At 61.3% G+C, this 19,521-nt stretch carries 21 protein-coding genes and 5 pseudogenes; 15 read left to right on the forward strand and 11 right to left on the reverse strand.

Going from position 1 to position 19,521, the window contains the following annotated elements; all coding sequences use genetic code 11:
* Window positions 1-247 precede the first annotated feature (247 nt).
* Together M1L53_RS34455 and M1L53_RS34460 are read left to right on the forward strand one after the other, a co-directional pair.
* On the forward strand, window positions 248-742 hold the full coding sequence (locus M1L53_RS34455; RefSeq protein ID WP_238704807.1) for a hypothetical protein: 495 nt from the start codon (window positions 248-250) through the stop codon (window positions 740-742).
* Window positions 726-1,016 carry a hypothetical protein gene (locus M1L53_RS34460; protein WP_032370852.1) on the forward strand — a complete coding sequence of 97 codons (291 nt, stop codon included), beginning with the start codon at window positions 726-728 and terminating at the stop codon, window positions 1,014-1,016. The genes M1L53_RS34455 and M1L53_RS34460 overlap by 17 nt, the downstream gene beginning before the upstream one ends.
* Before the next feature lie 73 nt (window positions 1,017-1,089).
* Here M1L53_RS34460 and M1L53_RS34465 read toward each other — a convergent pair.
* Window positions 1,090-1,779: pseudogene (locus tag M1L53_RS34465) on the reverse strand (IS30 family transposase); the annotation flags it as partial.
* A 31-nt stretch (window positions 1,780-1,810) separates the two neighbouring features.
* On the opposite strand from M1L53_RS34465, the pseudogene M1L53_RS34470 reads away from it, so the two are divergent.
* Window positions 1,811-2,018 (forward strand): annotated as a pseudogene (locus tag M1L53_RS34470) (integrase core domain-containing protein); the annotation flags it as partial.
* Between the two features lie 96 nt (window positions 2,019-2,114).
* Here M1L53_RS34470 and M1L53_RS34475 read toward each other — a convergent pair.
* Entirely contained in the window at window positions 2,115-2,456 is a 342-nt protein-coding gene (locus M1L53_RS34475) for a DUF4873 domain-containing protein (RefSeq protein WP_027498244.1), read from the reverse strand.
* A 130-nt stretch (window positions 2,457-2,586) separates the two neighbouring features.
* Between M1L53_RS34475 and M1L53_RS34480 the strand changes: the two genes are divergently transcribed.
* From M1L53_RS34480 to M1L53_RS34500, 5 genes are all read left to right on the forward strand, one after another.
* Window positions 2,587-3,555, forward strand: a complete 969-nt coding sequence (locus M1L53_RS34480; protein WP_027498243.1) for a diiron oxygenase — start codon at window positions 2,587-2,589, stop codon at window positions 3,553-3,555.
* Between the two features lie 158 nt (window positions 3,556-3,713).
* A complete protein-coding gene (locus M1L53_RS34485; protein WP_032370853.1) occupies window positions 3,714-5,228 on the forward strand; it encodes an NAD(P)/FAD-dependent oxidoreductase in 1,515 nt (504 codons plus the stop codon).
* 39 nt (window positions 5,229-5,267) lie between these two features.
* Window positions 5,268-6,137: an SDR family oxidoreductase gene (locus M1L53_RS34490; protein WP_115304720.1), complete on the forward strand. Its 870-nt coding sequence runs from the start codon at window positions 5,268-5,270 to the stop codon at window positions 6,135-6,137.
* Window positions 6,134-7,204: a ferredoxin--NADP reductase gene (locus tag M1L53_RS34495; RefSeq protein ID WP_115304719.1), complete on the forward strand. Its 1,071-nt coding sequence runs from the start codon at window positions 6,134-6,136 to the stop codon at window positions 7,202-7,204. Before M1L53_RS34490 ends, M1L53_RS34495 begins: the two co-directional genes overlap by 4 nt.
* Entirely contained in the window at window positions 7,194-8,117 is a 924-nt protein-coding gene (locus tag M1L53_RS34500; RefSeq protein ID WP_027498239.1) for an alpha/beta fold hydrolase, read from the forward strand. The genes M1L53_RS34495 and M1L53_RS34500 overlap by 11 nt, the downstream gene beginning before the upstream one ends.
* 30 nt (window positions 8,118-8,147) lie before the next feature.
* Here the strand turns inward: M1L53_RS34500 and M1L53_RS34505 are convergent.
* A pseudogene (locus M1L53_RS34505) lies at window positions 8,148-8,514 on the reverse strand (AMP-binding protein); the annotation flags it as partial.
* 106 nt (window positions 8,515-8,620) lie between these two features.
* Between M1L53_RS34505 and M1L53_RS34510 the strand changes: the two are divergent.
* The gene (locus tag M1L53_RS34510) at window positions 8,621-9,373 is read left to right on the forward strand and encodes a TetR/AcrR family transcriptional regulator (protein WP_054827597.1); all 753 of its coding nucleotides are present in this window, start codon (window positions 8,621-8,623) and stop codon (window positions 9,371-9,373) included.
* Between the two features lie 31 nt (window positions 9,374-9,404).
* Here the strand turns inward: M1L53_RS34510 and M1L53_RS34515 are convergent.
* Window positions 9,405-9,919, reverse strand: a pseudogene (locus M1L53_RS34515) (transposase); the annotation flags it as partial.
* Window positions 9,920-10,490: 571 nt separating this feature from the next.
* On the opposite strand from M1L53_RS34515, the gene M1L53_RS34520 reads away from it, so the two are divergent.
* On the forward strand, window positions 10,491-11,045 hold the full coding sequence (locus tag M1L53_RS34520; protein ID WP_115304718.1) for a PaaI family thioesterase: 555 nt from the start codon (window positions 10,491-10,493) through the stop codon (window positions 11,043-11,045).
* Between the two features lie 15 nt (window positions 11,046-11,060).
* Here M1L53_RS34520 and M1L53_RS34525 read toward each other — a convergent pair whose 3' ends face one another.
* Window positions 11,061-12,614, reverse strand: a complete 1,554-nt coding sequence (locus M1L53_RS34525; protein ID WP_054827582.1) for an MFS transporter — start codon at window positions 12,612-12,614, stop codon at window positions 11,061-11,063.
* Between the two features lie 124 nt (window positions 12,615-12,738).
* Between M1L53_RS34525 and M1L53_RS34530 the strand changes: the two genes are divergently transcribed.
* From M1L53_RS34530 to M1L53_RS34545, 4 genes are all read left to right on the forward strand, one after another.
* Window positions 12,739-13,443, forward strand: a complete 705-nt coding sequence (locus M1L53_RS34530; RefSeq protein ID WP_054827583.1) for a TetR/AcrR family transcriptional regulator — start codon at window positions 12,739-12,741, stop codon at window positions 13,441-13,443.
* A 422-nt stretch (window positions 13,444-13,865) separates the two neighbouring features.
* Window positions 13,866-14,363, forward strand: coding sequence for an AsnC family protein (locus tag M1L53_RS34535; RefSeq protein ID WP_142006780.1), 498 nt, complete (start codon window positions 13,866-13,868; stop codon window positions 14,361-14,363).
* Between the two features lie 123 nt (window positions 14,364-14,486).
* Entirely contained in the window at window positions 14,487-14,873 is a 387-nt protein-coding gene (locus M1L53_RS34540) for a helix-turn-helix domain-containing protein (protein ID WP_041814308.1), read from the forward strand.
* Window positions 14,874-14,898: 25 nt separating this feature from the next.
* Window positions 14,899-15,204, forward strand: coding sequence for a hypothetical protein (locus tag M1L53_RS34545; protein WP_257207823.1), 306 nt, complete (start codon window positions 14,899-14,901; stop codon window positions 15,202-15,204).
* Window positions 15,205-15,598: 394 nt separating this feature from the next.
* Here M1L53_RS34545 and M1L53_RS34550 read toward each other — a convergent pair whose 3' ends face one another.
* The 4 genes from M1L53_RS34550 to M1L53_RS34565 all read right to left on the reverse strand — a co-directional run bounded on the left by M1L53_RS34550 (window position 15,599) and on the right by M1L53_RS34565 (window position 17,399).
* Complete coding sequence (locus M1L53_RS34550) at window positions 15,599-15,835, reverse strand: hypothetical protein (protein ID WP_011331226.1); 237 nt, start codon at window positions 15,833-15,835, stop codon at window positions 15,599-15,601.
* Between the two features lie 91 nt (window positions 15,836-15,926).
* On the reverse strand, window positions 15,927-16,253 hold the full coding sequence (locus tag M1L53_RS34555; RefSeq protein WP_011331225.1) for a hypothetical protein: 327 nt from the start codon (window positions 16,251-16,253) through the stop codon (window positions 15,927-15,929).
* Between the two features lie 80 nt (window positions 16,254-16,333).
* On the reverse strand, window positions 16,334-17,002 hold the full coding sequence (locus M1L53_RS34560) for a TetR/AcrR family transcriptional regulator (RefSeq protein WP_011331224.1): 669 nt from the start codon (window positions 17,000-17,002) through the stop codon (window positions 16,334-16,336).
* Window positions 17,003-17,054: 52 nt separating this feature from the next.
* The gene (locus M1L53_RS34565) at window positions 17,055-17,399 is read right to left on the reverse strand and encodes a hypothetical protein (protein WP_011331223.1); all 345 of its coding nucleotides are present in this window, start codon (window positions 17,397-17,399) and stop codon (window positions 17,055-17,057) included.
* Window positions 17,400-17,526: 127 nt separating this feature from the next.
* Between M1L53_RS34565 and M1L53_RS34570 the strand changes: the two genes are divergently transcribed.
* Complete coding sequence (locus M1L53_RS34570; protein ID WP_011331222.1) at window positions 17,527-18,129, forward strand: recombinase family protein; 603 nt, start codon at window positions 17,527-17,529, stop codon at window positions 18,127-18,129.
* A gap of 88 nt (window positions 18,130-18,217) precedes the next feature.
* On the opposite strand, the gene M1L53_RS34575 is transcribed toward M1L53_RS34570, so the two are convergent.
* Together M1L53_RS34575 and M1L53_RS34580 are read right to left on the reverse strand one after the other, a co-directional pair.
* Window positions 18,218-19,051 carry a hypothetical protein gene (locus tag M1L53_RS34575; protein ID WP_257207822.1) on the reverse strand — a complete coding sequence of 278 codons (834 nt, stop codon included), beginning with the start codon at window positions 19,049-19,051 and terminating at the stop codon, window positions 18,218-18,220.
* A 232-nt stretch (window positions 19,052-19,283) separates the two neighbouring features.
* Window positions 19,284-19,521 (reverse strand): annotated as a pseudogene (locus M1L53_RS34580) (hypothetical protein); the annotation flags it as partial.

Consider the following 19,521-nt stretch of genomic DNA (forward strand, 5'->3'; position numbering starts at 1 on the left):
CAAGCGACTGTCACCGTAAGTACACAGAAGGTCCCACATGACAAATGACGACCGAACGAAACCGCACCCCGAGCCCACTGAGGTCGAGGACAGCGCGGCAGCAGCGACGCCGGATGGCGATCTACTGATGGACGAAAACGCCCCAGCCGCGTCCGCCGTAGCCACGGCTGGGGCTGGAGACAGCGACGTCGAACCCCCCTCGCCAGGTGGGCACCGCTGGTCAGCATCGCCGCGATCACGTGCCGTGGTGGTTTCGGCCGTGATCGTGGTGCTCGCTGTGCTGGCCGGCGTGTTCGCCTACCTCTACCTCGAGGCCGACGAAGCGAAGTCGGTATTGGAAAACGACGCCGCGCAACGGGCCGCCGCGGCGAAGGCCGCCTCGGATTACACGACCAGATCCCTGACCTACAGCTACCAGAACACCGACGCCTTTTTCGCGGCAGTCAAAGAGGACGCGGGTGAGGCTCTAGTCAAGCGGTATGACGAGGTTCGGCCGACGCTGACCCAGATTATCCAGCAGGCCCAGGTGCAGGCGTCGGGACGCGTTCTGGCCACCAGCGTCACCAGCGTCACCGGTGACACCGGTGACACCGACGAAGAATACACGGTGATGGTCTTCGCGAGCCAGAAGACGCAGAACGTGCAGAATCCACAACCGAGTGAACTGCCGACATTGTTGAAGGTGGTCGTGACGAAAACCGCCCAGGGCTGGCAAATTCAGGACTATGGCCCAGCTGAATGAGGCGGCGGCTCCGCAGAAGGAGTTCCACGAAGAGCAAGATGCAGGACGGTACTCATTCTTCGACGCGGTCGCAGATGTCGGAGATGTCGGCGGGGTCGACGCCGGTGAGGAGTTGGGTGATCTCTTCGGGTTGCGGGTGCCACTCGATCGGGTCAGTTTGCGAGTGGTCGAACACCGACATAATCGGGAATGTCGGGATTTTGCAGGCCTCCTCGCCGTGCCGACGGTCAAAGACACAGCGATGGTCACCACGGCGCTGAAGATGGCGTTGTGACGACGAGATCACGGTGGACGCCGCGTCGGCTCAGGGCTCATCCATCACAGCGGTGCCGGCAGTCAGGGCGGATTCAACCTGTCGTCGCAACACAGTGCCGTGAAGCCGAGCGTATCTGCTCTGCAAGCACTTCCGCTGGGGTTCGCCACCCATGTGTTTTGCGCGGGCGGTTGTTGAGTGCATCCGTCACGGCCTGAACGTCACTTCGACGGTATCGAGCGAGATCGGTTCCCTTCGGAAAGTATTGTCGCAGCAATGCATTGGTGTTTTCGTTCGGTCCTCGCGGCCAGGGGCTGTACGGGTCGCAGAAGTACACACGGATCCCGGTTTCTGCGGTCAACTCCGCATGACGTGCAAGCTCCGCCGCGGTCCCAGGTCACCGATCTGCGCAGGTGCTCCGGCAGCGGTGTCATCGCAGCCTGGAGTGCATCGCGGACCGACTCCGATCCGTAACCGGACAACGCCGGCCCGTTCTTCACCGGGGGCGCATCCCCGTACCCATCCTTACGTGGCAGATGCAGCAACGTGGTGAATCTGCTGGTGCGTTCGACAAGCGTACCCACTGCGGACCTGCCCAGCCCGATGATCAGACCTCACCGTTTTCGTCGCGGATCACGCCCGAGAGCACTTCCTGCACGTACTCTCGAAGAGGTTCGTGTTCAACGAGTTTGGCTACCTTGGGTCGCCTTGCCGCAAGATCGGCTTTCCATTGCGCCACTGATGTGCGGTACTCGAGCTTGCCGTCGCGGGTGGCAGCGTTGCGAGGGGATTGCGGCATCGATCCGCTGTGTCGGGATGCGTACGACAATGCGTTGGCCGAGAGCACAATTGGGTTGTTCAAGACCGAGGCAGTATCGAAGAGAAGCCCGTTCCTGAACGGCCCGCTCAAGACCATCGACGATGTCGAGTTCGCCACGATGGGATGGGTCGACTGGTTCAACCAACGCCGCCTCCCACAGCACCCTCGACTACCTCACACCAGACGAATTCGAGAAGGCCTACCGCAGTCAAGAATCGGCTGTCTGGTGGCGTTGCTTCACCCGCCTGGGCGCTATCGGACTGGATGCTGGGGAACGCCCAGGGCGCAAAGCGGGTCGGTCAACCCTGATGTTCACTCTCTGCTATCGACTCAACTTCCTCGAGCGTGGTGGGGATGTGGTACGGCGGTCTGCTCGTGCCCGAGATGCGATAGCGGTCCCAGAAATCAGGGTCGCCCACGACGCACTCGGCGCGTCCCTCTGGTGTCGCAAAGACGGCAACCGTGCGCCTTCCCGAGAGGGCGGCGTGGAGCGCATCATTCTTGTCGATCCTGCCGTACCAGGTGTATAAGCCGTTGAGGGGCTGGAAATAGCCTTTGATCTTCACCCCGACAGCAATCTCCTTGCCACGGCACACCAAGGTGCCCTCGCCGGAGTAGTCGAGATCGTGGTCGTCAGACACGCAAGGCTCACTTTCTTCACTTCGAACATTGACAAAAGAACGCATTGGCGCAGACACTATCAGTATCTGGTACCCGGAGTACGGGTATGAAGTCGAGACTCAGCTCGGCCCGGAACGCAACGGAGGTCACATGACCGTTCAAAATGTGGAGACCAAGCCCGACGTCTCAACGGAAGGCGCTGCGCGTGTCAGCGCCCGCAAGCCCGTCGACATGCAGAGATCTGCCGGCCGACTGCTGCGGGCGGCGGCCGAAAAATTCTATGACGCGGAGATCGACATCGATTGGGACTCACCCTGGGAGGAAGGAAAGTACTACCTGCCAGAGCATCGGGTCTCGCTCTACGGCACCAAGCTGTGGGAGAGAATGAGCGATGAGCAAAAGGCGGAACTCGGGCGCCACGAAATCGTCAGCATCCTCAGCTTCGGTATCTACGCGGAGAATCTGCTCAGCTCGGCGCTGCTCCGAACATCCGCCAAAGGCGCCCTGACAGATCAAAGGTCCCTCTACGCCCTTAACGAGATCGGCGACGAGGCACGTCACTCGACGATGTTCGCCCGACTGATCAACAAGACGGGCCTGGCACCGTACAAGTTGCCGAAGGGGTTCTTGAGCATCGCGAAGATCTTGCACTTTGTGCCTCTCGGCCCGTCCGTGTCCGGCGCGACTCTGCTCATCGAGGAGATCCTCGACCGCGCTCAGCGCGAGGCGATGAATGACCCGAAAATGCAGCCGCAGCTGCGCCAGCTCATGAAGATCCACGTTCTCGAAGAGGCCCGTCACATCACGTTCGCGCGGCTGGAAATGGTGGAAGGGATGCAGCGTCGCGGACGCATCTCGCGCGCCTGGCATAGAGGCACGTTGGCGGCCATTGCGAACTTTGCATACCCGTTGCTCATCAATCCGAAGGTATATCCCGATGTCGGAATCAGCCGTCTGCGCGGCCTGTGGGCGCAGCAGACGAGCCCGAACTATCGCGTCAACTTGCAGTTCATGTCCGAGCCGATGATCCGATTCTTCCACGAGGCCGGAATGATGGAGGGGAAGTTCACGATGGCGATGTGGCGCGCAACGCGCAGCCTGCCCGACGATCTGCGCTAACACGCCCGGCCCGGTCCGCGCGTCCCACAGCCCATTCCTCGACCCCACGACCGGATTCCTCGGTTCGTGGGCTTGGGCGGATGACATTCCCACACCTGCCACGCGTCACGGCGCGCCGTGCGGGTCCGTTTTCTGCATTCGATCAGGAGTTTTTCACAATGCCGTCCTCCAACGCCAAGTCCGCCGCCACGGCGACAGACCCGGGAATAACCGAGCCCATCACTACCAAAGTTCTCATCATCGGCAGCGGCTTCTCTGGCCTCGGTATGGCCGTCCAGCTCCGACGACGCGGGTACAGTGATTTCATCGTTCTAGAAAAGGCCGACTCCGTCGGTGGGACGTGGCGCGACAACACCTATCCGGGATGCGCGTGCGACGTACCGTCACTGATGTACTCCTACTCGTTCGAGAGTCGCGGTAGCTGGTCGAAGGTGTGGTCCTCGCAGCCCGAAATCGAGCAGTACCTGAAAGATATCTCCAACAAGCGTGGTGTCACTCAGAAGATCCACTTCGGGCAGAAGTTGGTCTCCGGATACTGGAGCGAGTCCGAATCTCGGTGGCACCTGCGTACCGAGTCGGGCCGGGAGTACGTCGCGCAGTACATCGTGTCCGGTGTCGGCGCTCTGCACATCCCGAATTTTCCGAATATCCCCGGAATCGACGAGTTCGCCGGTCAGGCGTTCCATTCGGCACAGTGGGACCACACGGTGGATCTCCAGGGCAAGCGGGTGGCCGTCATTGGCACCGGTGCCAGCGCGATTCAGTTCGTGCCGTTCGTGCAGAAGGACGCCGGCACACTCACGGTCTTCCAGCGAACCCCGGCTTGGGTACTTCCACGCAAGAACTTCGCGGTGCCGCCGGTACTTCGGACGCTGCTCAGCAAGATCCCTATTACTCGCCGCCTCGCTCGGTGGTCGGTCTACTGGGGCGCAGAGAGCCTGGCCTTCGGGCTTAACGGCCACTCCAACCTTATGCGACCGATCGAAAAGGTGGCGAAATGGAACATCGAGCGTTCTATCACCGACCCCGAGCTCCGCCGGAAGCTGATGCCGTCCTACCGCATCGGATGCAAGCGCATCCTGGGATCGAACGACTACTACCCTGCGCTCGCCGCCCCCAACACGACAGTGATCAGCGATCGGATCGAAAAGATCACTGCCGATTCGATCGTCACCCCTGACGGCGTGTCACACCCTGTGGATGTGATCATTTACGCCACAGGGTTCCATGTCACGGACGGGTTCGATCAACTCGCGCTCAAGGGCGCTCGGGGCGAGGACTTGCCGTCGCACTGGCACCGGACGGGCATCAATACCCACCTCGGCATCACCACCGAGGGCTTCCCGAACCTGTTCTTCCTGCTCGGACCTAACACGGGTCTTGGGCACAACTCTGTCGTGTTCATGATCGAGCAGCAGATCAAGTACATCATGAAGGCCATCGACGCCGTCGACAGTCGAGGTGCGGAGCGTGTTGATGTGCGGGCCGAGGTTCAAGAACACTTCAACAAGAGCATCCAACACAAGCTCGCCAAGGGCGTGTGGACCAACGGCGGATGTACGAGTTGGTATCTGGACTCGCAAGGTGTCAACCGTACGGTGTGGCCCGGGTTCACCTGGCAGTACTGGCGAGCGACGAAAGACTTCGATCCCGCCGAGTACGAGATCGCCTGACAATCCAACCGTAGGTCATCGAGAAGTGAGTATCCGACAGTGAGTAGTTCGACAGCAGGCAATTACGCGACCCAGGTCGCAGTCGTCACGGGAGCCGCCTCAGGGATCGGTCGGTCCCTTGCCCTCCAACTGGCCGAACGCGGGGCCAGCCTTGCCTTGTCCGACGTCGACGAAGTGCATCTCGAGGAGACGGCGGACATGTGCCGTACCGCGCATCGTGCGACCGTGGAGACCGCGGTGTTGGACGTGGCAGATCGTGCTGCGTTCCAGGTTTACGCAGAGAGCGTGCAGTCGTCTTTCGGGCGCGTCAACATGGTGTTCAACAATGCCGGCGTCGCCCTCGGCGCCGACGTTGTCGACATGTCCTGGGAGGATTTCGACTGGCTGATGGGCATCAACTTCGGTGGTGTCGTCAACGGGACCAAGGCGTTCCTGCCTTATCTGATCGCCTCTGGTGATGGTCATCTGGTAAACACCTCCAGCGTCTTCGGTCTGGTCGGGATCCCCAGTCAAAGCGCTTACAACGCCGCGAAGTTCGGTGTGCGTGGCTTCACCGAAGCGCTTCGGCAAGAGATGAAAATCAGTCGGCATCCGGTCACGGTGACATGCGTTCACCCCGGCGGCGTCAAGACTAATATCGTCAACAACGCTCGTGGTGTATCCGGTATGGGGGCAGATACCGCCACCATTGCCTCGATGTTCAACAACATCGCCAGGACCACTCCGGAGAAAGCTGCGTGCGCCATCCTCAAGGGAATGGACAAGAAGAAGCCCCGAGTGCTGATCGGCGCAGACGCACGTGGCTTCGACTTTGTCGCACGCGTTGTCGGTCCGCGCTACCAGGACATCTCTGCGCCTGTCACACGCGCGGGCTACGCCTTGGCTCGTAAGCGGGGGATCATCAAATGACCCTCGAACAGGAGAATCGGCCGGGCACCACCGCGCGATCGCGAACGCTGACCGTGTCGGAGGTCGTGCAGGAGACCAAGGACTCCGTGAGCATCGCCTTCGAAGTGCCTGACGAGATCGTCGACGATTTCAAGCATCTACCCGGGCAGTTCATTACGTTGAAGATCCCGTCCGACCAGACGGGCCACGTCGCACGATGCTACTCGCTGAGCAGTTCGCCTCATGTCGATGACTTCCGCCTCGAGATCGGGGTGAAGCGCACCGCTGGGGGGTATGCGTCGAATTGGTTGTGTGACAACGTTTCCATCGGCATGGAGGTGACCGTCCTCACGCCATCGGGAAAGTTTACCGCTAAGAGCCTCGACGTCGACTTGCTCTTCTTCGCTGGCGGAAGCGGCATCACTCCGGTTCTGTCGCTGGTGCAGTCGGCTCTGGTGTCGGGCAGTGGGGAAGTTGTCCTGTTCTACGCAAACCGTGACTCCGATTCGATCATGTACGAGTGCCGGCTTGAGCAGATTAGATCTGAATTCGCCGAGCGGTTCACTTTGGTTGACTGGCTTGAGTCGGAGAACGGGATTCCCACATCAGAGGCTGTAGAAAAGATTATTCGTGAACACAAGGGATCGGCAATTTTCACCTGCGGGCCCTCCCCTTTCATGGATCTTGTGGAAAGCTCTGCCGCCGCATGCGGAGTGGATCATTCGGATGTACATCGAGAGGTATTCCAGTCGCTGACGGGTGACCCGTTCGACACCGCAACACTGCGTCGACTCAGTGACGACGAGGGTGTAGCTACGGCCACGGTTTACCTGAACGGAGAGTGCATCACCACGGAGTGGCCACGTAACACGCCTCTGCTCGATGTGCTGCTCTCGCGAGGGCACAATGCCCCGTACTCGTGCCGAGAGGGCGCATGCAGCGCGTGTGTGTGCAAGCTCATCGATGGCGATGTCGAGATGGTGCAGAACAACATCCTCGTAGACGACGACATTGAGGACGGCGAGCGACTCGCGTGCCAGGCACTTCCGCTCACCGACGCTGTGACGGTGAGTTTCGATGACCTCTGACTCCTCGAAAGCTGGCCTATTGTCGCGGCGGTCGCGGGAGGTTCTCTCCAGTGACGGCACGAGGCTGTTTGTCGAGGAGTACGGGCTCGGTGATGATGCGCCGCTGCTGGTGTTCAGCCACGGGTGGGCTTGCCAAGGTCGGTTCTGGAGACCTCAGATCGAGCACTTCGCCACCACACACCGTGTGGTGGTGTATGACCAACGAGGGCATGGCTGGAGCGACCGGGGTCGCGCGCCCTTCTCTTCGTCGGTGCTCGGCGACGATCTCGAGGCTGTCTTGCGCGCTGTTGTCACGTCTAATCGTAAGGCATTGGTGACCGGTCACAGTATGGGCGGGATGTCCATCATGGGTTGGGCTGCCGAGCACCCGGAGTCGGTGCCCGTCTTATCCCGCGGTGCCGTCTTGGCGAGTACCGGCCCCTCGCAGTTGGTGAGTAAATCGACGCTAATTGGGTCGCCACGTCGATTCCGCGCCTCACTGGAGCGGGCCTTCGCAGCCGGGCTCGCCACCGCGGGACCGGAGATGCTTGACACTCGCTTCAACCGACGGTTGGTGAAATACGGGACGATGGGTCCACACGCGCCAGCAGACGTTGTGGCTGAGTGTTCCGACATAGTACTGCGGTGCCCCCCTGCGGTTCGGGGAATGTGGGGCAGGGTCCTGGCCACCATCGATGTAAGCAAAGGAATCGACTCACTTACGGTTCCGACGACCGTGATCGTGGGCTCGGCCGACAAGTTGACACCCGCGGTTCATTCCATTGATCTCGCCGACCGACTGCAGCAGCGCCGCCGGTTGCATGAGTTCGTGGCGTTGCCACAGATCGGTCACATGATCAACATGGAGGCACCAAACTATTTCAACGAAGCAGCGGCCCGATTGGACGCAGCCACGGTAGGCGATGGCTTTTGAACCGTCGACCGGACACACATGAGCTCGTGAGACGGCCACGATCGTCGACAGGCCGCGCGTGTCCGAGTTGGGAGGGGTCCATCGAGGCGTACAGCATCGATGGCATCGCCACGGTGATCTTTTTTGCGTCGATGGTGCGCAGCACCTCGGCGGATAAAACTTCGGCAGCACCATCATCGGGCCGCCTTTCGTCAGGGTCGGCACGAAGAACGCAGCCCCAGCATGCGACAGCGGGGTGCACAACGAGAATTTAGGGTACCCGGCCATTCTCACTCCGGAGAGTTGAATCTGCGTCATCGTGAACAATGCCGAAGCCTCCGATGGCTCCCTTCGGCTTTCCGGTCGTGCCGCCGGTGTATGTGATCGACACGGTGCGATCCGGCGGCCGATCGGCTGCTTGAGGGAGGGTGCCGAACCGCTGCGAGCGAACCGAGAGGTTTCAGCGAACGGCTCTCCAGCCCGACTCGCTTGAGAGGACCCTTCAGGGTATTGTTAACCCCACAATGTCATTCGTCCGCCGCGTTTCATTTACTCCATCTCAGGTGCAGCGTCGAGTTACCGATGCCCGTAGCACCCGCTGGGATGAGCATAGAGTCGAGGTACGCGCGCAGCTGGTCGACGCGACCATACGGATCATCGAACGGTATGGTGCAGGCGTCAGCATGGACGACATCGCTGCGGAGGCCCGTGTATCTAAACCAAAGCTGTACCGCTACTTTGGCGACAAAGCGGGCTTGAACGCGGCGGTGGCGGCGAAACTCGGTGCGTTGATGTGGGATTCGGCGAAAGCCACTATTCTCGCCGACCAAGATTATGCTTCGGTTGACGACATGGTTCGCTCGTCCGTCCAGAGCTACGTCACGATCGTCGGGCGGTATCCCACGGTCGTCAGATTCCTTATGGCGAATCACTTGTTTCAGTACTCCGGATCGGGAAATGGCGGAGTTGCTGACGAACTGAGGTCGGTGATGGAGGTCGTCGCCGATCGGTTCAGTGAAAGTCTTCAGCGTGTTCACGCAGATACTTCGGTCATTCCCTTGGCCGTGGCGTCCATTCTGGGTTCTGGTCTATCTGCGACTCAGTGGTGGATCGACAACGGTCGTGAGCAAGGGGTGGACGATACGTTCTTCGCCGCACACCTATCAGAGACGACGTGGGGGATCGTCGACGGCGCGGCCGCAACCGTAGGCGTGGCCTTCTCACGCAGTCTGCCATTCAGCCATCCCGGTTTCGCGTCCCGCCACAAAATGGACTGAATCACCCTAGATATCCCAGAATTGTACCTTGTCAAGCTGCGTCGGGTTGTTGCGCGGTGCGGTATGCCCAAGCGGTGTGTTCGTCGTATTCGGTGCAGTGGCGTACGCACCCGTGCAGTGGCCCGACAAGTCTGTTGGCGAGTGCGCGGAGCGCTTGGTGGTGGAGGTCTCCGGTAGCACGGTGTTGGTCGTAGAACGCGCGAGCGGCCGGACTCTGGCTGAGGGCGCAGAACGCCCACCGGTCGATGGCATCGTAGAGCCGCCCGTTGCGGATATGTCGAGCCAGTACGGCCCGCTTCTTGCCCGACGAAACTGTAGGGGTGACGTACCGGCGTAATTCTTGCGAGACTCGGCGTTGGTGTAGCGGTCGACGTCGTCGCTGAATTCACCGAGCCCCGGGCGGCGAGGATGACACCGATTCCTGGCAGGGAGAGGTAGACGGCGGCGTTGCGTGTCAGCGTCCGGGTGTGTTCCAAAATGGCGGGTCAGTTCGGCTTCGAGGTCGCCGATCTGACGGTTCAACTCCGCGATCAGCGCCAAGAGTGCGCCGGCATCGCGCTCGACCTGCGCTGCGAACGCCTGCAACCACGAAGGGCGAACGCTACCGAGCCCGTTTCTGCGCCCGCTGCGCACTCCGCGACGACCTCCATGCAATCTTGATATTCGATAACGAGGACATCGCGCTGGACGCGCTCCTTCAAGCGTTGGGCGCAACAAATCGACCTCAGAGCGCGGTCATCTTGATGCGAGGCGCGCGGGCCTCGCCTGCCGCCGCGGAGCGGCAGAGATTGGGGTCGTCGCAGCATTCGGCCGAGGCAGGTCGGGTGTGAGATAGTTGCATTCGCGAGATGCCCTTCGTGGTGGCTGGAATGTTCCCTAGACAAGAACTCAGTTACGGGCAGTCCGCAAACGCGGCCTCAGAATAGTCATCTCCAGGTCCGAAATCCTCGCGGGAGATCACTTCTCTCTTTAAAGCTATGTCGGCTTGGTCGATCCTTTAGTGCGGTTCACTTCTGACATAGTGCAGTTTATCTTTCGAAACTGACAGCGGTGCAGGCCGAGCGCACGAAGACGCGACAGACTCGGCACAGTTTTTTCACGACAGAGAGGTCCGACCATGAAGAGAATTCCGGACGAGGTCAGCGGGTCGGCCGGCCCCACTATCGAGAACTGGGTGCGCTCGTTCTGGGGCACGACTTCCGAGTCGCCTGATTTACCGCCCCACCACCCCGACTGTCTTGGTTGTGGGCCGCAGAACCCGCACGGCCACGCCCTGTCGGTCCAGCGTGACGAGAACGGCGTGGTGGCTCACCATGTGTTCGATCAACGTCATGTCGGGGCACCCGGGATAGCACACGGCGGCGCGGTGGCGACCGTTCTCGACGATCTGTTCGGCTTCCTGCTCTACACAGTGGGTGAGCTCGCCGTGACGCGGCGTCTCGAGCTCGACTATCTAGCGCCGGTTCTGCTCGGCACTCCCTACGTGTTGCGTGCTGCCGTTCGGTCTCGTGATGGGCGCAAACTGGATCTCACGGCCACGATGGACGATGCGCAGGGCCGCTCGGTCGCCACCGCTACTGCCCTGTTCGTGGTGGTCGAGGTCGAACACTTCATGCAGTCCCAAGCCCGAGCTCAACTCCGGGCCACAGACACGAATCACACCGAAGAATAGACACCCTGGCCGACCTCATCGACGTCCATCACCCGCGGTGGCTGTCGTTCGGCTGCGTCTACCTGGCGCAACGACGGCGAGCACGAGTGCCCCAGCGGCGGTCAGGGCCGCCAACGCCAGTGTCGCCTGACCACTTCCATGTACGAATGCGGCTTTGGCGAACTCGGCCAGCGGCTGGCCAGCTGGTCCTGCGCGGTCGGCGACCTGCAATGCGGCGGCCAGAGAATCGGCCACCGGACCACGGGCTGGCTCGGGTAGCTGGGGCAGAGCCGGCTGGATGTGCTGAACGTAACCGGCCGCGAGCACGCTACCGGCTACCGCAATCCCAATCGCGGCACCGATTTCGCGAGCCGCGTCGTTGACCGCGGCAGCCACCCCGTGCTTGGCCTCTGGAGTGTCCGAGACGATGGCGAAAGTCGCAGGAGCGGTACACAACCCCAAACCCGCGCTCATGATGAGCAGGGGCCACAGCAGGTCAGGGTAAGTCGCAGCGACGGTCAGTCTGCTCACCATCACCAGTCCCGCCGCGATGGTGAGCAGACCTACAGTGGTCATCACCCGCAGCCCAACAATGTTCGACAGCCAGGGTGCAATCACCGAGATCACGATGAGCGGCACGACCATAGGGGTCAACGCCAACGCGGCGGTGAGCGGTCCATAACCGAGAATCAACTGCAGATACTGCACCAACAGCAAGAACACCCCGAAGGTCACCAGAAATTGGATACAGACAGACAGCGCGCCGGCACCGAAACCACGGCGGGCGAACAACCGGACATCGAGTAGCGGTGCCGAGGAACGTAGTTCTACGACGACGAACACCACAACTGCGAACAAGCCCACCGCAGTGCTGATGGCGACGAGCGAATCCGACCAGCCACGGGCCGGAACCTCGATCACAGCGAAGACGATCGCCCCGACTGCCACAACTACGGTCACAGCGCCCACCCAATCGACCGGTGGATGCTCCTGCTGGCGGGACTCCGCGATACTGCATGCCAACCCGGCCAGAACCGCTCCGGCGACGGTCAACCCGACGAACACCGAGGTCCACGACCACTGCTCGAGCAGCACTCCAGCCCCGAGGATGCCCAGGACCGCCCCGGATCCAGCAACCCCGGCCCACACCCCTACAGCGCGACCGCGATGCGCCGGTGGAAATCCCGCGGTCAGTATCGACAGCGTCGAGGGCATGACCAGCGCCGCACCCGCCCCAGCCAACGCGCGAGCAGCGATCAGCCACGCCGGGTCAGCAAGAAACAAGGGCAATGCCGACGCGAAAGCGAACAACGCCAACCCCGCCACGAGCACCCCCCGGCGACCGTAACGATCACCGATCGCACCGGCAGGCAGAACGAAGCACGCCAATACCAACGTATAACCGTCGACTATCCAGGTAAGTTGAGCTTGCGTCGCCCCTGTCGCGACCGCGATCTGTGGCAACGCTGAATACAATGCCGCCATTGCGGCCACCACCAACGCGACCGCCATGCACGACACAATCAACATCCACCACTGGGCGCCGCTCCATCGAGCGACGCCGGCAGAGTCGGATCCACGTTCGTTCATGGCCAGCCTCCCAGTTCGAGACCGGTCGTCTCGGTACGAGACTATTAGTATCATAACTCTGTGGGTGTGACAGAATGGTCATGCGAGGAGATATTTTGTCAGTCAAATGGAGCGGAGCCCGTTCATGGTCGACCCTCTCGTTGCAGCCGAGGGCCCGGCCGATCCCCGGCTGGCGCGCTCACGTAACCGGTTACTCGAAGCTGCCGGTCAGCTGCTGTCCACCGGCGGTGTCGAGGCGGTCACCGTGGAGGCGGTCACCCGCATGTCGAAGGTTGCGCGTGCCACGCTGTACCGACACTTCGGAAGTACCACCGACCTGCTCGCGGCAACCTTCGAGCGACTACTACCCCCAGTCGACACCGATATCGATACCGGTCCGCTACGCGAACGTCTGATTTCGTTGCTCACCACCCAAGCCGACCTCATCGACCAAGCTCCGGTGCAGATGACCACGCTGGCGTGGCTGGCAATGGGACCCGTCAACAGCGGCGACGCCAGTCGGCGCGATCTCGATCCTGGCGCGGTGGTCTCACTTCGGGCACGTGTCATAGAGCAATACCGCAAGTCCCTGGATCAGATCCTGACGGCCCCTGACGCCCGCGATGTGCTCGGCGAGCTCGACACCACCTTCGCCCTCATTCAGCTCCTCGGACCGATAGTGTTCGCTCGCCTTACAGGACTGCGTCACATCCACACCGACGACTGCATCCGCATCGTCGACAACTTTCTCGCCGCCCATGCCACAAGTGTCGGATCGAGCACTTCGCGCGACAATAGTCGTACGTGGCCGGCCACGACGCCAGACCCGCAGTTCAACGAAGGCCAGTAAGGCTTGACGGAAAACCACACCATCACTGCGCTAACCAGTCAGGGATCGCGGCGCTCATCGGATGCAACCTAACGTGGGCATAAGAACTCAGAGTTGCAGGAGACTTCTGAAATCGTGCAGCCGACTTCTGAAACTGACAGCCCAAAAAGTCGCTCACAAGGGCACAGTGTTGCAGAACTCACCGACAGACGAAGTTTCGGGACAAAAGCAATGGGACAGGTTTTTGCAACACTCCCCTGGCTGGTCGCTTCGTCTGATCGTCGTCGTCTGTTTCGTGTCCGAGAAACGATCCATTGACGGACACGCCACCTGAGACGCGAACGACTCGGTCCACCCCCTTGTCACTGTCAGGGTTTCCTGACAGGCTGGGTAGACGTCAGGGAACCCTGACACTCGTTGATTACCTGACAGAAGGGCCTGAGATGACGTGGGACTACGACGGGCACGAAGGTTACGCCGCAACGATCGCGGCGGGCGACAGGAAAGTGAGGGCCCACGTCACCGAGGGGATGGAGCTGGAAGATGGAACACTCGTACCCGATTCCGACACAGTGGGCTGGCGGACAACGTGCTCATGCGGCTGGAGAGCACCGCTGATGTTCGAACGCGTCACCGATCCTTCTGTCTCACTTGCCGAACGGCAGGTATTCGACACCGAAGGCGACGGATGGCCACCACGCGAAGTCGAGGAACTTTGCCGCACCGAATGGCACGAACACATTCGCCCCGCGGAGAACCTGGCTGCGGTACGGCAAGCAGCTGAGGACCACCGTTTGAGCGGGGAACGACTCGACCGTGCCGTTGCCGGCGCTCGCGATGGCGGCGCATCCTGGACGGACATCGGCAGAGCCGCTGGGGTGGCCCGGCAAACCGCTCACGAACGATGGAAAGCCTTGTCGCACAACGTCGATTCCAGTTAGTGGCAGCTACCCCCGGACCACGAAGGAACGCGTATCTATTCCGGTCCGGGCGTGCCGGGATCCTCACGATCGAACCAGCCCCACGCTCTTGTCCCACATTGGGACAGATGCTAGTGTCCCAGCATGGGACAAAGTCGAACATACCTCGATGTCATCGCTTGGCAAGACTCACTGACGCAGACTGAGCGAGAGGCACGCGGCCCATTTCAGTCGGCATTCGGTGTCGGCCATGGGGAGTCCGCCGGCGATGCAGTAGCAACGGCACGTCGTGCCGCGACGATCGCCAATCAGGTGTTCGATCAGGTCAAAGAGCAAGCTGTGTACGCACTCCTGGCCGACAACCTTCCCGTACGGGCGATTGCGGCTCGCACCGGAATTCCTAAAAGCGAGGTTCACCGTATATCTCGGCGACTCGGTCGAGATGGCGATTTACCAGGTTCGGTTGCGACTGTGCCTGTCTCGCGGGACGAAGTGCGGGATCAGGTCCGCGCTGCGTGGGGCCACCGATAGCGTCCCCCCAAATTGCGGAGTACCGATGGTGACTCCCCATATGCTCATGCGAAACCGTTCGACGCTGGTCGACACATTCGGAGATGCCGGGGGCGAGATGTCGAGATTCGTGCAGTTCATCGACAGTGAGATCGTTCAACGTTGGTCATCTACCATCGCCACAGTCTTGTTCCCCCTGCTGGTTCTACCTTCTGCCGTCGACGCCGCAGTCGAGGACGCCTCCGCTTTGAACTGGGCAATCCTCCTGATCTTCGTCAGCGGATCCGTCGCCCTCGCCGCGACCGCCTTCACCAAGTGGCGCAAACACTTTGCTCGTCGGACCGATACCTGATCACGGAAACTTCCGGTGCACCCGACCGTTGCCGGCGCTCGCGATGGCGGCGCATCCTGGACGGACATCACCTCGCCTGAACTGCGGGTTCTGAGTGCACACACCCCGTTGTGGTGGCGAGGCGATTTCTGCTTTCATTCGCGGCATGAATTGGTATGCGGTTCTTTTGGTCGTTGTCGGTGTCGCGGTTGCGGCGTTCAGTGTTGTCGTCGAGAGGAATGAAGGTGCAGGGAGGGCAGGCAATGTTTTGTTGGCGGGTGGTTCGATTGCTGCGGTCGGTCTCGTCTGGGTGTTCTGGTGAGTACAACCGAGTGAGTGTTCCCCGATAGGTGAGTGTTCTCCCAGCGTGACGGGTGCCCGACCTGATCGAGGTCGGGCGCCTCACCCGCAACATTCAGGATCGTTCGCTCTTGTTCGGAATCACGAACAGGATGACGGCGATGGCGCCAAGGATCACGACAGCGGCGCAGATCGCGATGATGTTTCGTGCCTGGATTCCGTTGACTGCCAAAGCGATCACGGCCACTGCGGCCAGGACCCACAGAAGTTTTGCAAGTAGGACTTGGCGTAGGGCCAACGCTCCTGCTCCGAGAAAGAGAAGAACTGTTGCGGCGACTGTGGATATAGGCATGTCGGGCTCCTTGAGATAGGTCTGTGTTCGCCCGATCGTTTCGAGCCTTGCAGTCTCACATACAGCACCGACACATATGCGCTGCCAGGGGTTAGGCGGTGCCTTCCTTTGGGATGACGCCTGCTTCGTCGGCGAAACGCTTGAGGCTGCGTCGGTCCGATCGGGAGAGGATCTTCTCGCCGGCGTCGTTGTAGCGCTCCCCCAACATGGACCCGGTCAGTTTCTCGACCGCATTCTCGAGCGTGACGCCGGCATTGCGCCACCGCGGGGTGGCTCGGATTGCGATCCACAGCGGGGCGATGTGTTCGGCGGCGTCCGGGTCGAATCGCCCGAGTTCGAGGTTGTACGGGGTGGTATTGATCGCCAAGGCGAGTAGTCGCTCGTCCTCGCTCCTGGACCATCTGTCGAAGAACGGCATTTCGTCTCCTGTCCTGTCTGTTTCGCGACGATATTGATGTGCCGTCGAGCTAGTTGGTGGTCCTGATTGCGTCGATCATCTCATGCGCTCACGGGCTTGATGTGGGCTGCGACGGTGTCACCGATACGGGTGACGAGGTCGATGTCTTCACCCAAGGATGCGGAGGCGTGGGCCGCTCCGACGGTGCCGGCGCACAAGTTCCAGGCAAGTCGATGTGTGGTGGGAGTGTCGGGGATTTGGCGGGCACTGATGGCGGTGTCGACGATCTTGCTGATGGCGTCCACCCAGTGTGCAAAGCCGTCGGTGTTGTCGATGGAGGGTTCGAGAGTGAGCTTCATGCCAGCACGCAGGTTGATGTCCTCGGTGATCTGTCGTGCGAGGGACGTGAAGATCGCTGTCAGTTGCTCTGCTGCTGTCATGCTCGGACCGGCCGTTGCGTCAGTGACGGTTTCGTCGACGGTGCGCGTCCAGTCGGAGAGGAGTTGGTTGCCGATCGCTTCTTTGGATGGAAAGTGGTAGTACATCGCGCCTTTGGCGAATTTTCCAGCGCGGGCGATGGTGTTCATACTGGTGTGGCCGTACCCGTCGGTGTCGAAGTGACGGGCCGCAACGGCGATGATCGCGTTCCGTGTTCGCACTGCGCGAGCCTGGGGCTCCGCGTTCTTGCTGCCGGGGGCACGGCCGATCCGGGGGCGGGTTCTCGCGGCAGTGCCTTCCGTCGTGTTCGCCGACTCGATGGGGCTGGTCATAGTGATGCTCCTTCGATCATGCGGACGGTAGCCGAATCAGGTGTGCACCACATCAGCAGCCGTTGGTCGACGTGCAGGTGCGAAGTTCGTCGATCACGTGGAGTCGTTCCGGTTCGCTGAGTAGAACCGTCAGGGGTGAGAGGTTGCGCATTTCGCGGGCAGTCTCGGTGTCGGAGGCTTCGATCTCGCGGACGGCGTCGATGTCGTTGTTGCTCACGATGTGTTCCCACTGGTCGAGGCATCGGGTCAGTGAGGCGCCGGTGACGTGCTGGCGCAGTCGGTGCAGGCTGTGGTGGATCTGATCGGTGTCGAGGTTGAGGTGTTCGCGTTCGATTTTGTCGAGGACGGCGGTGTTCAGGAGCTTCTTGCGGATGACTTTGCGTGGGACTACGGACATCGTCAGCTCCTTCCACGATGCTGCGGTGATTGCCTACGACCTGGTAAAACCGCGTTCAATGTAGCGGATGCCCGCCACTGTCGGCGTCTACACTTGATTGGGGTTCTTCGTAGAATACGATGGTGTGATGTTGATTGGCTACGCACGGTGCGCATCGTCTGGTGACGATGAGCAGGTCGAGCGTGACCAACTCGTGAAACTCGGAGTCGAACCAGGTCAGATTCATGTCGATCATGGTTTGAGCGGTATTGATCGGCCGCGGCCGGCACTTGCAGCGGCACTCGGCGCGGTGTCTGCGCGTGACACGTTGGTTGTCACCTCGCTCGACCGGCTGGCGCGGTCGGTACCGGACCTTTCGGATATCACTGCTGATCTGTCACGGCGTGACGTGTTGTTGATGTTCGACGGTGTCGTGCACGATCCGAAGGACCCGATCGGTGAGACCGTGTTTTCGATGCTGTCGACGACGTTCGCGCAGTTCGAGTCCGGTCTACTGCGGTTGCGGCTGCACGAGAGCGTTGCCCAACGGAAAGCCTCGGGTGCGTTCAAGGGACGTAAGCCGAAACTCACTCCGGAGCAGCAAGCGGAGATGTTCGACCTGTACGAACGGCATGAATCGTCCGTCCCAGAGCTGATGAAACGCTTTTCTCTTTCTCAACCTGCGGTCTACCAGTACCTCACACGCGAGAGAACCCTTCGATCCTCACCTGAGCCACCTCTCGACCACTGACTGACGCAACCAGAATCCCTTCGAGGGCAAGGCATCACGAAGTGGTGTCGCGGCAGACCGTTTGTGTGCTGTTCGCTTTGTCGTGTGTTCAGGCGTTGCGGTGTGGGCCGATGAGACTGTCGAGGTAAGCGACTTGCGCGTCGAGACCGGCTCGGACGTCGTCGATGTCCTTCCGCATGGCATTGGTGTGGCCGGCGGCGTAGTCGGATCCGATGATCTGCCCGAAGATCCGGTCCACGTCCGCGGCTCCGGCTGCCAGCTCGGTCACCGACTGCAGATTGTTCAGGGCGACCCCGATCGGGGTGAGGGCTTGTTCGTAGGCGCGTAGCGCGGCGACCCGGTCCACGAGTGCGTCTTCGACGTGTGCGGCGACGACGTGGCGGCGGTCCCACTCTGCCCTCGCTTTCGCGAGTTGGTCGGTGCCGTCATCTGCCGGCAGCGTTGGTGTCGTGGACCGCAGGCGCAGGAGTTCGTGCGCGGCGGCCGCGATCATGTGCAGCTCGATGGTGAAACCGAGAACGGAGCGGTGTCCGTCGAGCAGGGGGTGCGCCCAGGCTGGGTCGGAGATGATGCGTGCGACAAGATTTTCCGCGATCACGACGAGCCGGGTCTCCGTCCCTACCTCGAGTAGCGGCCAATGCAACGCCGAGTACGCCTGCCTGAGCTCCTCGCGTTGCTCGGTGGTCAGTTGGGCGTAGCCGCGGGGTTTTCCGGTGAGGGCGCGCCACCAGCTCGGGCGCCACCAGCTCGGTGGGGCGAGGAGTTCGTTCGGGTCGACGATCGTGGTCGAGAGTGCCGCGACGGCAGATTGCGTCGACGGACTGACCGCGCTCCAGTCCAGTACGGCAGTGGTGCGGGCGGATCGCTGGGGGTATCGGGTCCGGTCGAGGACCCAGGCACGTGCGGTCTCTGTCTCAGGCATGGTCATCGTCTTCTTCACTCTCAGCCCGCGCAGCGCGGGCAGGGTATCGCTGGGTACCTAACACGTGCGCCGTCAACGGGTTTCGCTGGACGGCGCACGTGTGCCGGCATCTAACGGCGGGGACGTTGTTCGGTCAGGGCCACAGGTGGCACCTGGAAGTCGGAAAACAGCCTCCTGTGCAGGTCTTCGGTGTACGAGGCCGGGCGAGGCTTCTGCGGTGAGTTGGAGGTGTTCACAGCGTCGCTCCTTCGATCTTGCGGACGGTGGCAGGGTCGGTACCGCACCACATCAGGAGTAGATCATCGACGCGACGGCGGATGGTGTGCGGTTCGTCGAGGCAGGCTGCGACCTGAACGGCGCCGATGAAACCGGCGCACAGGCTCTCTGCGAGACGGGGGTCGGGGAGCAGATTGACGAAATCCGGCGCTAAGGGGCAATCGCCGAGCGACCTTGCGCTGTAGGTGATTTCA

Origin of the sequence: Rhodococcus sp. T9N, assembly GCF_024436645.1 — a bacterium.
In the GTDB taxonomy this organism is placed as follows: domain Bacteria; phylum Actinomycetota; class Actinomycetes; order Mycobacteriales; family Mycobacteriaceae; genus Rhodococcus_F; species Rhodococcus_F qingshengii.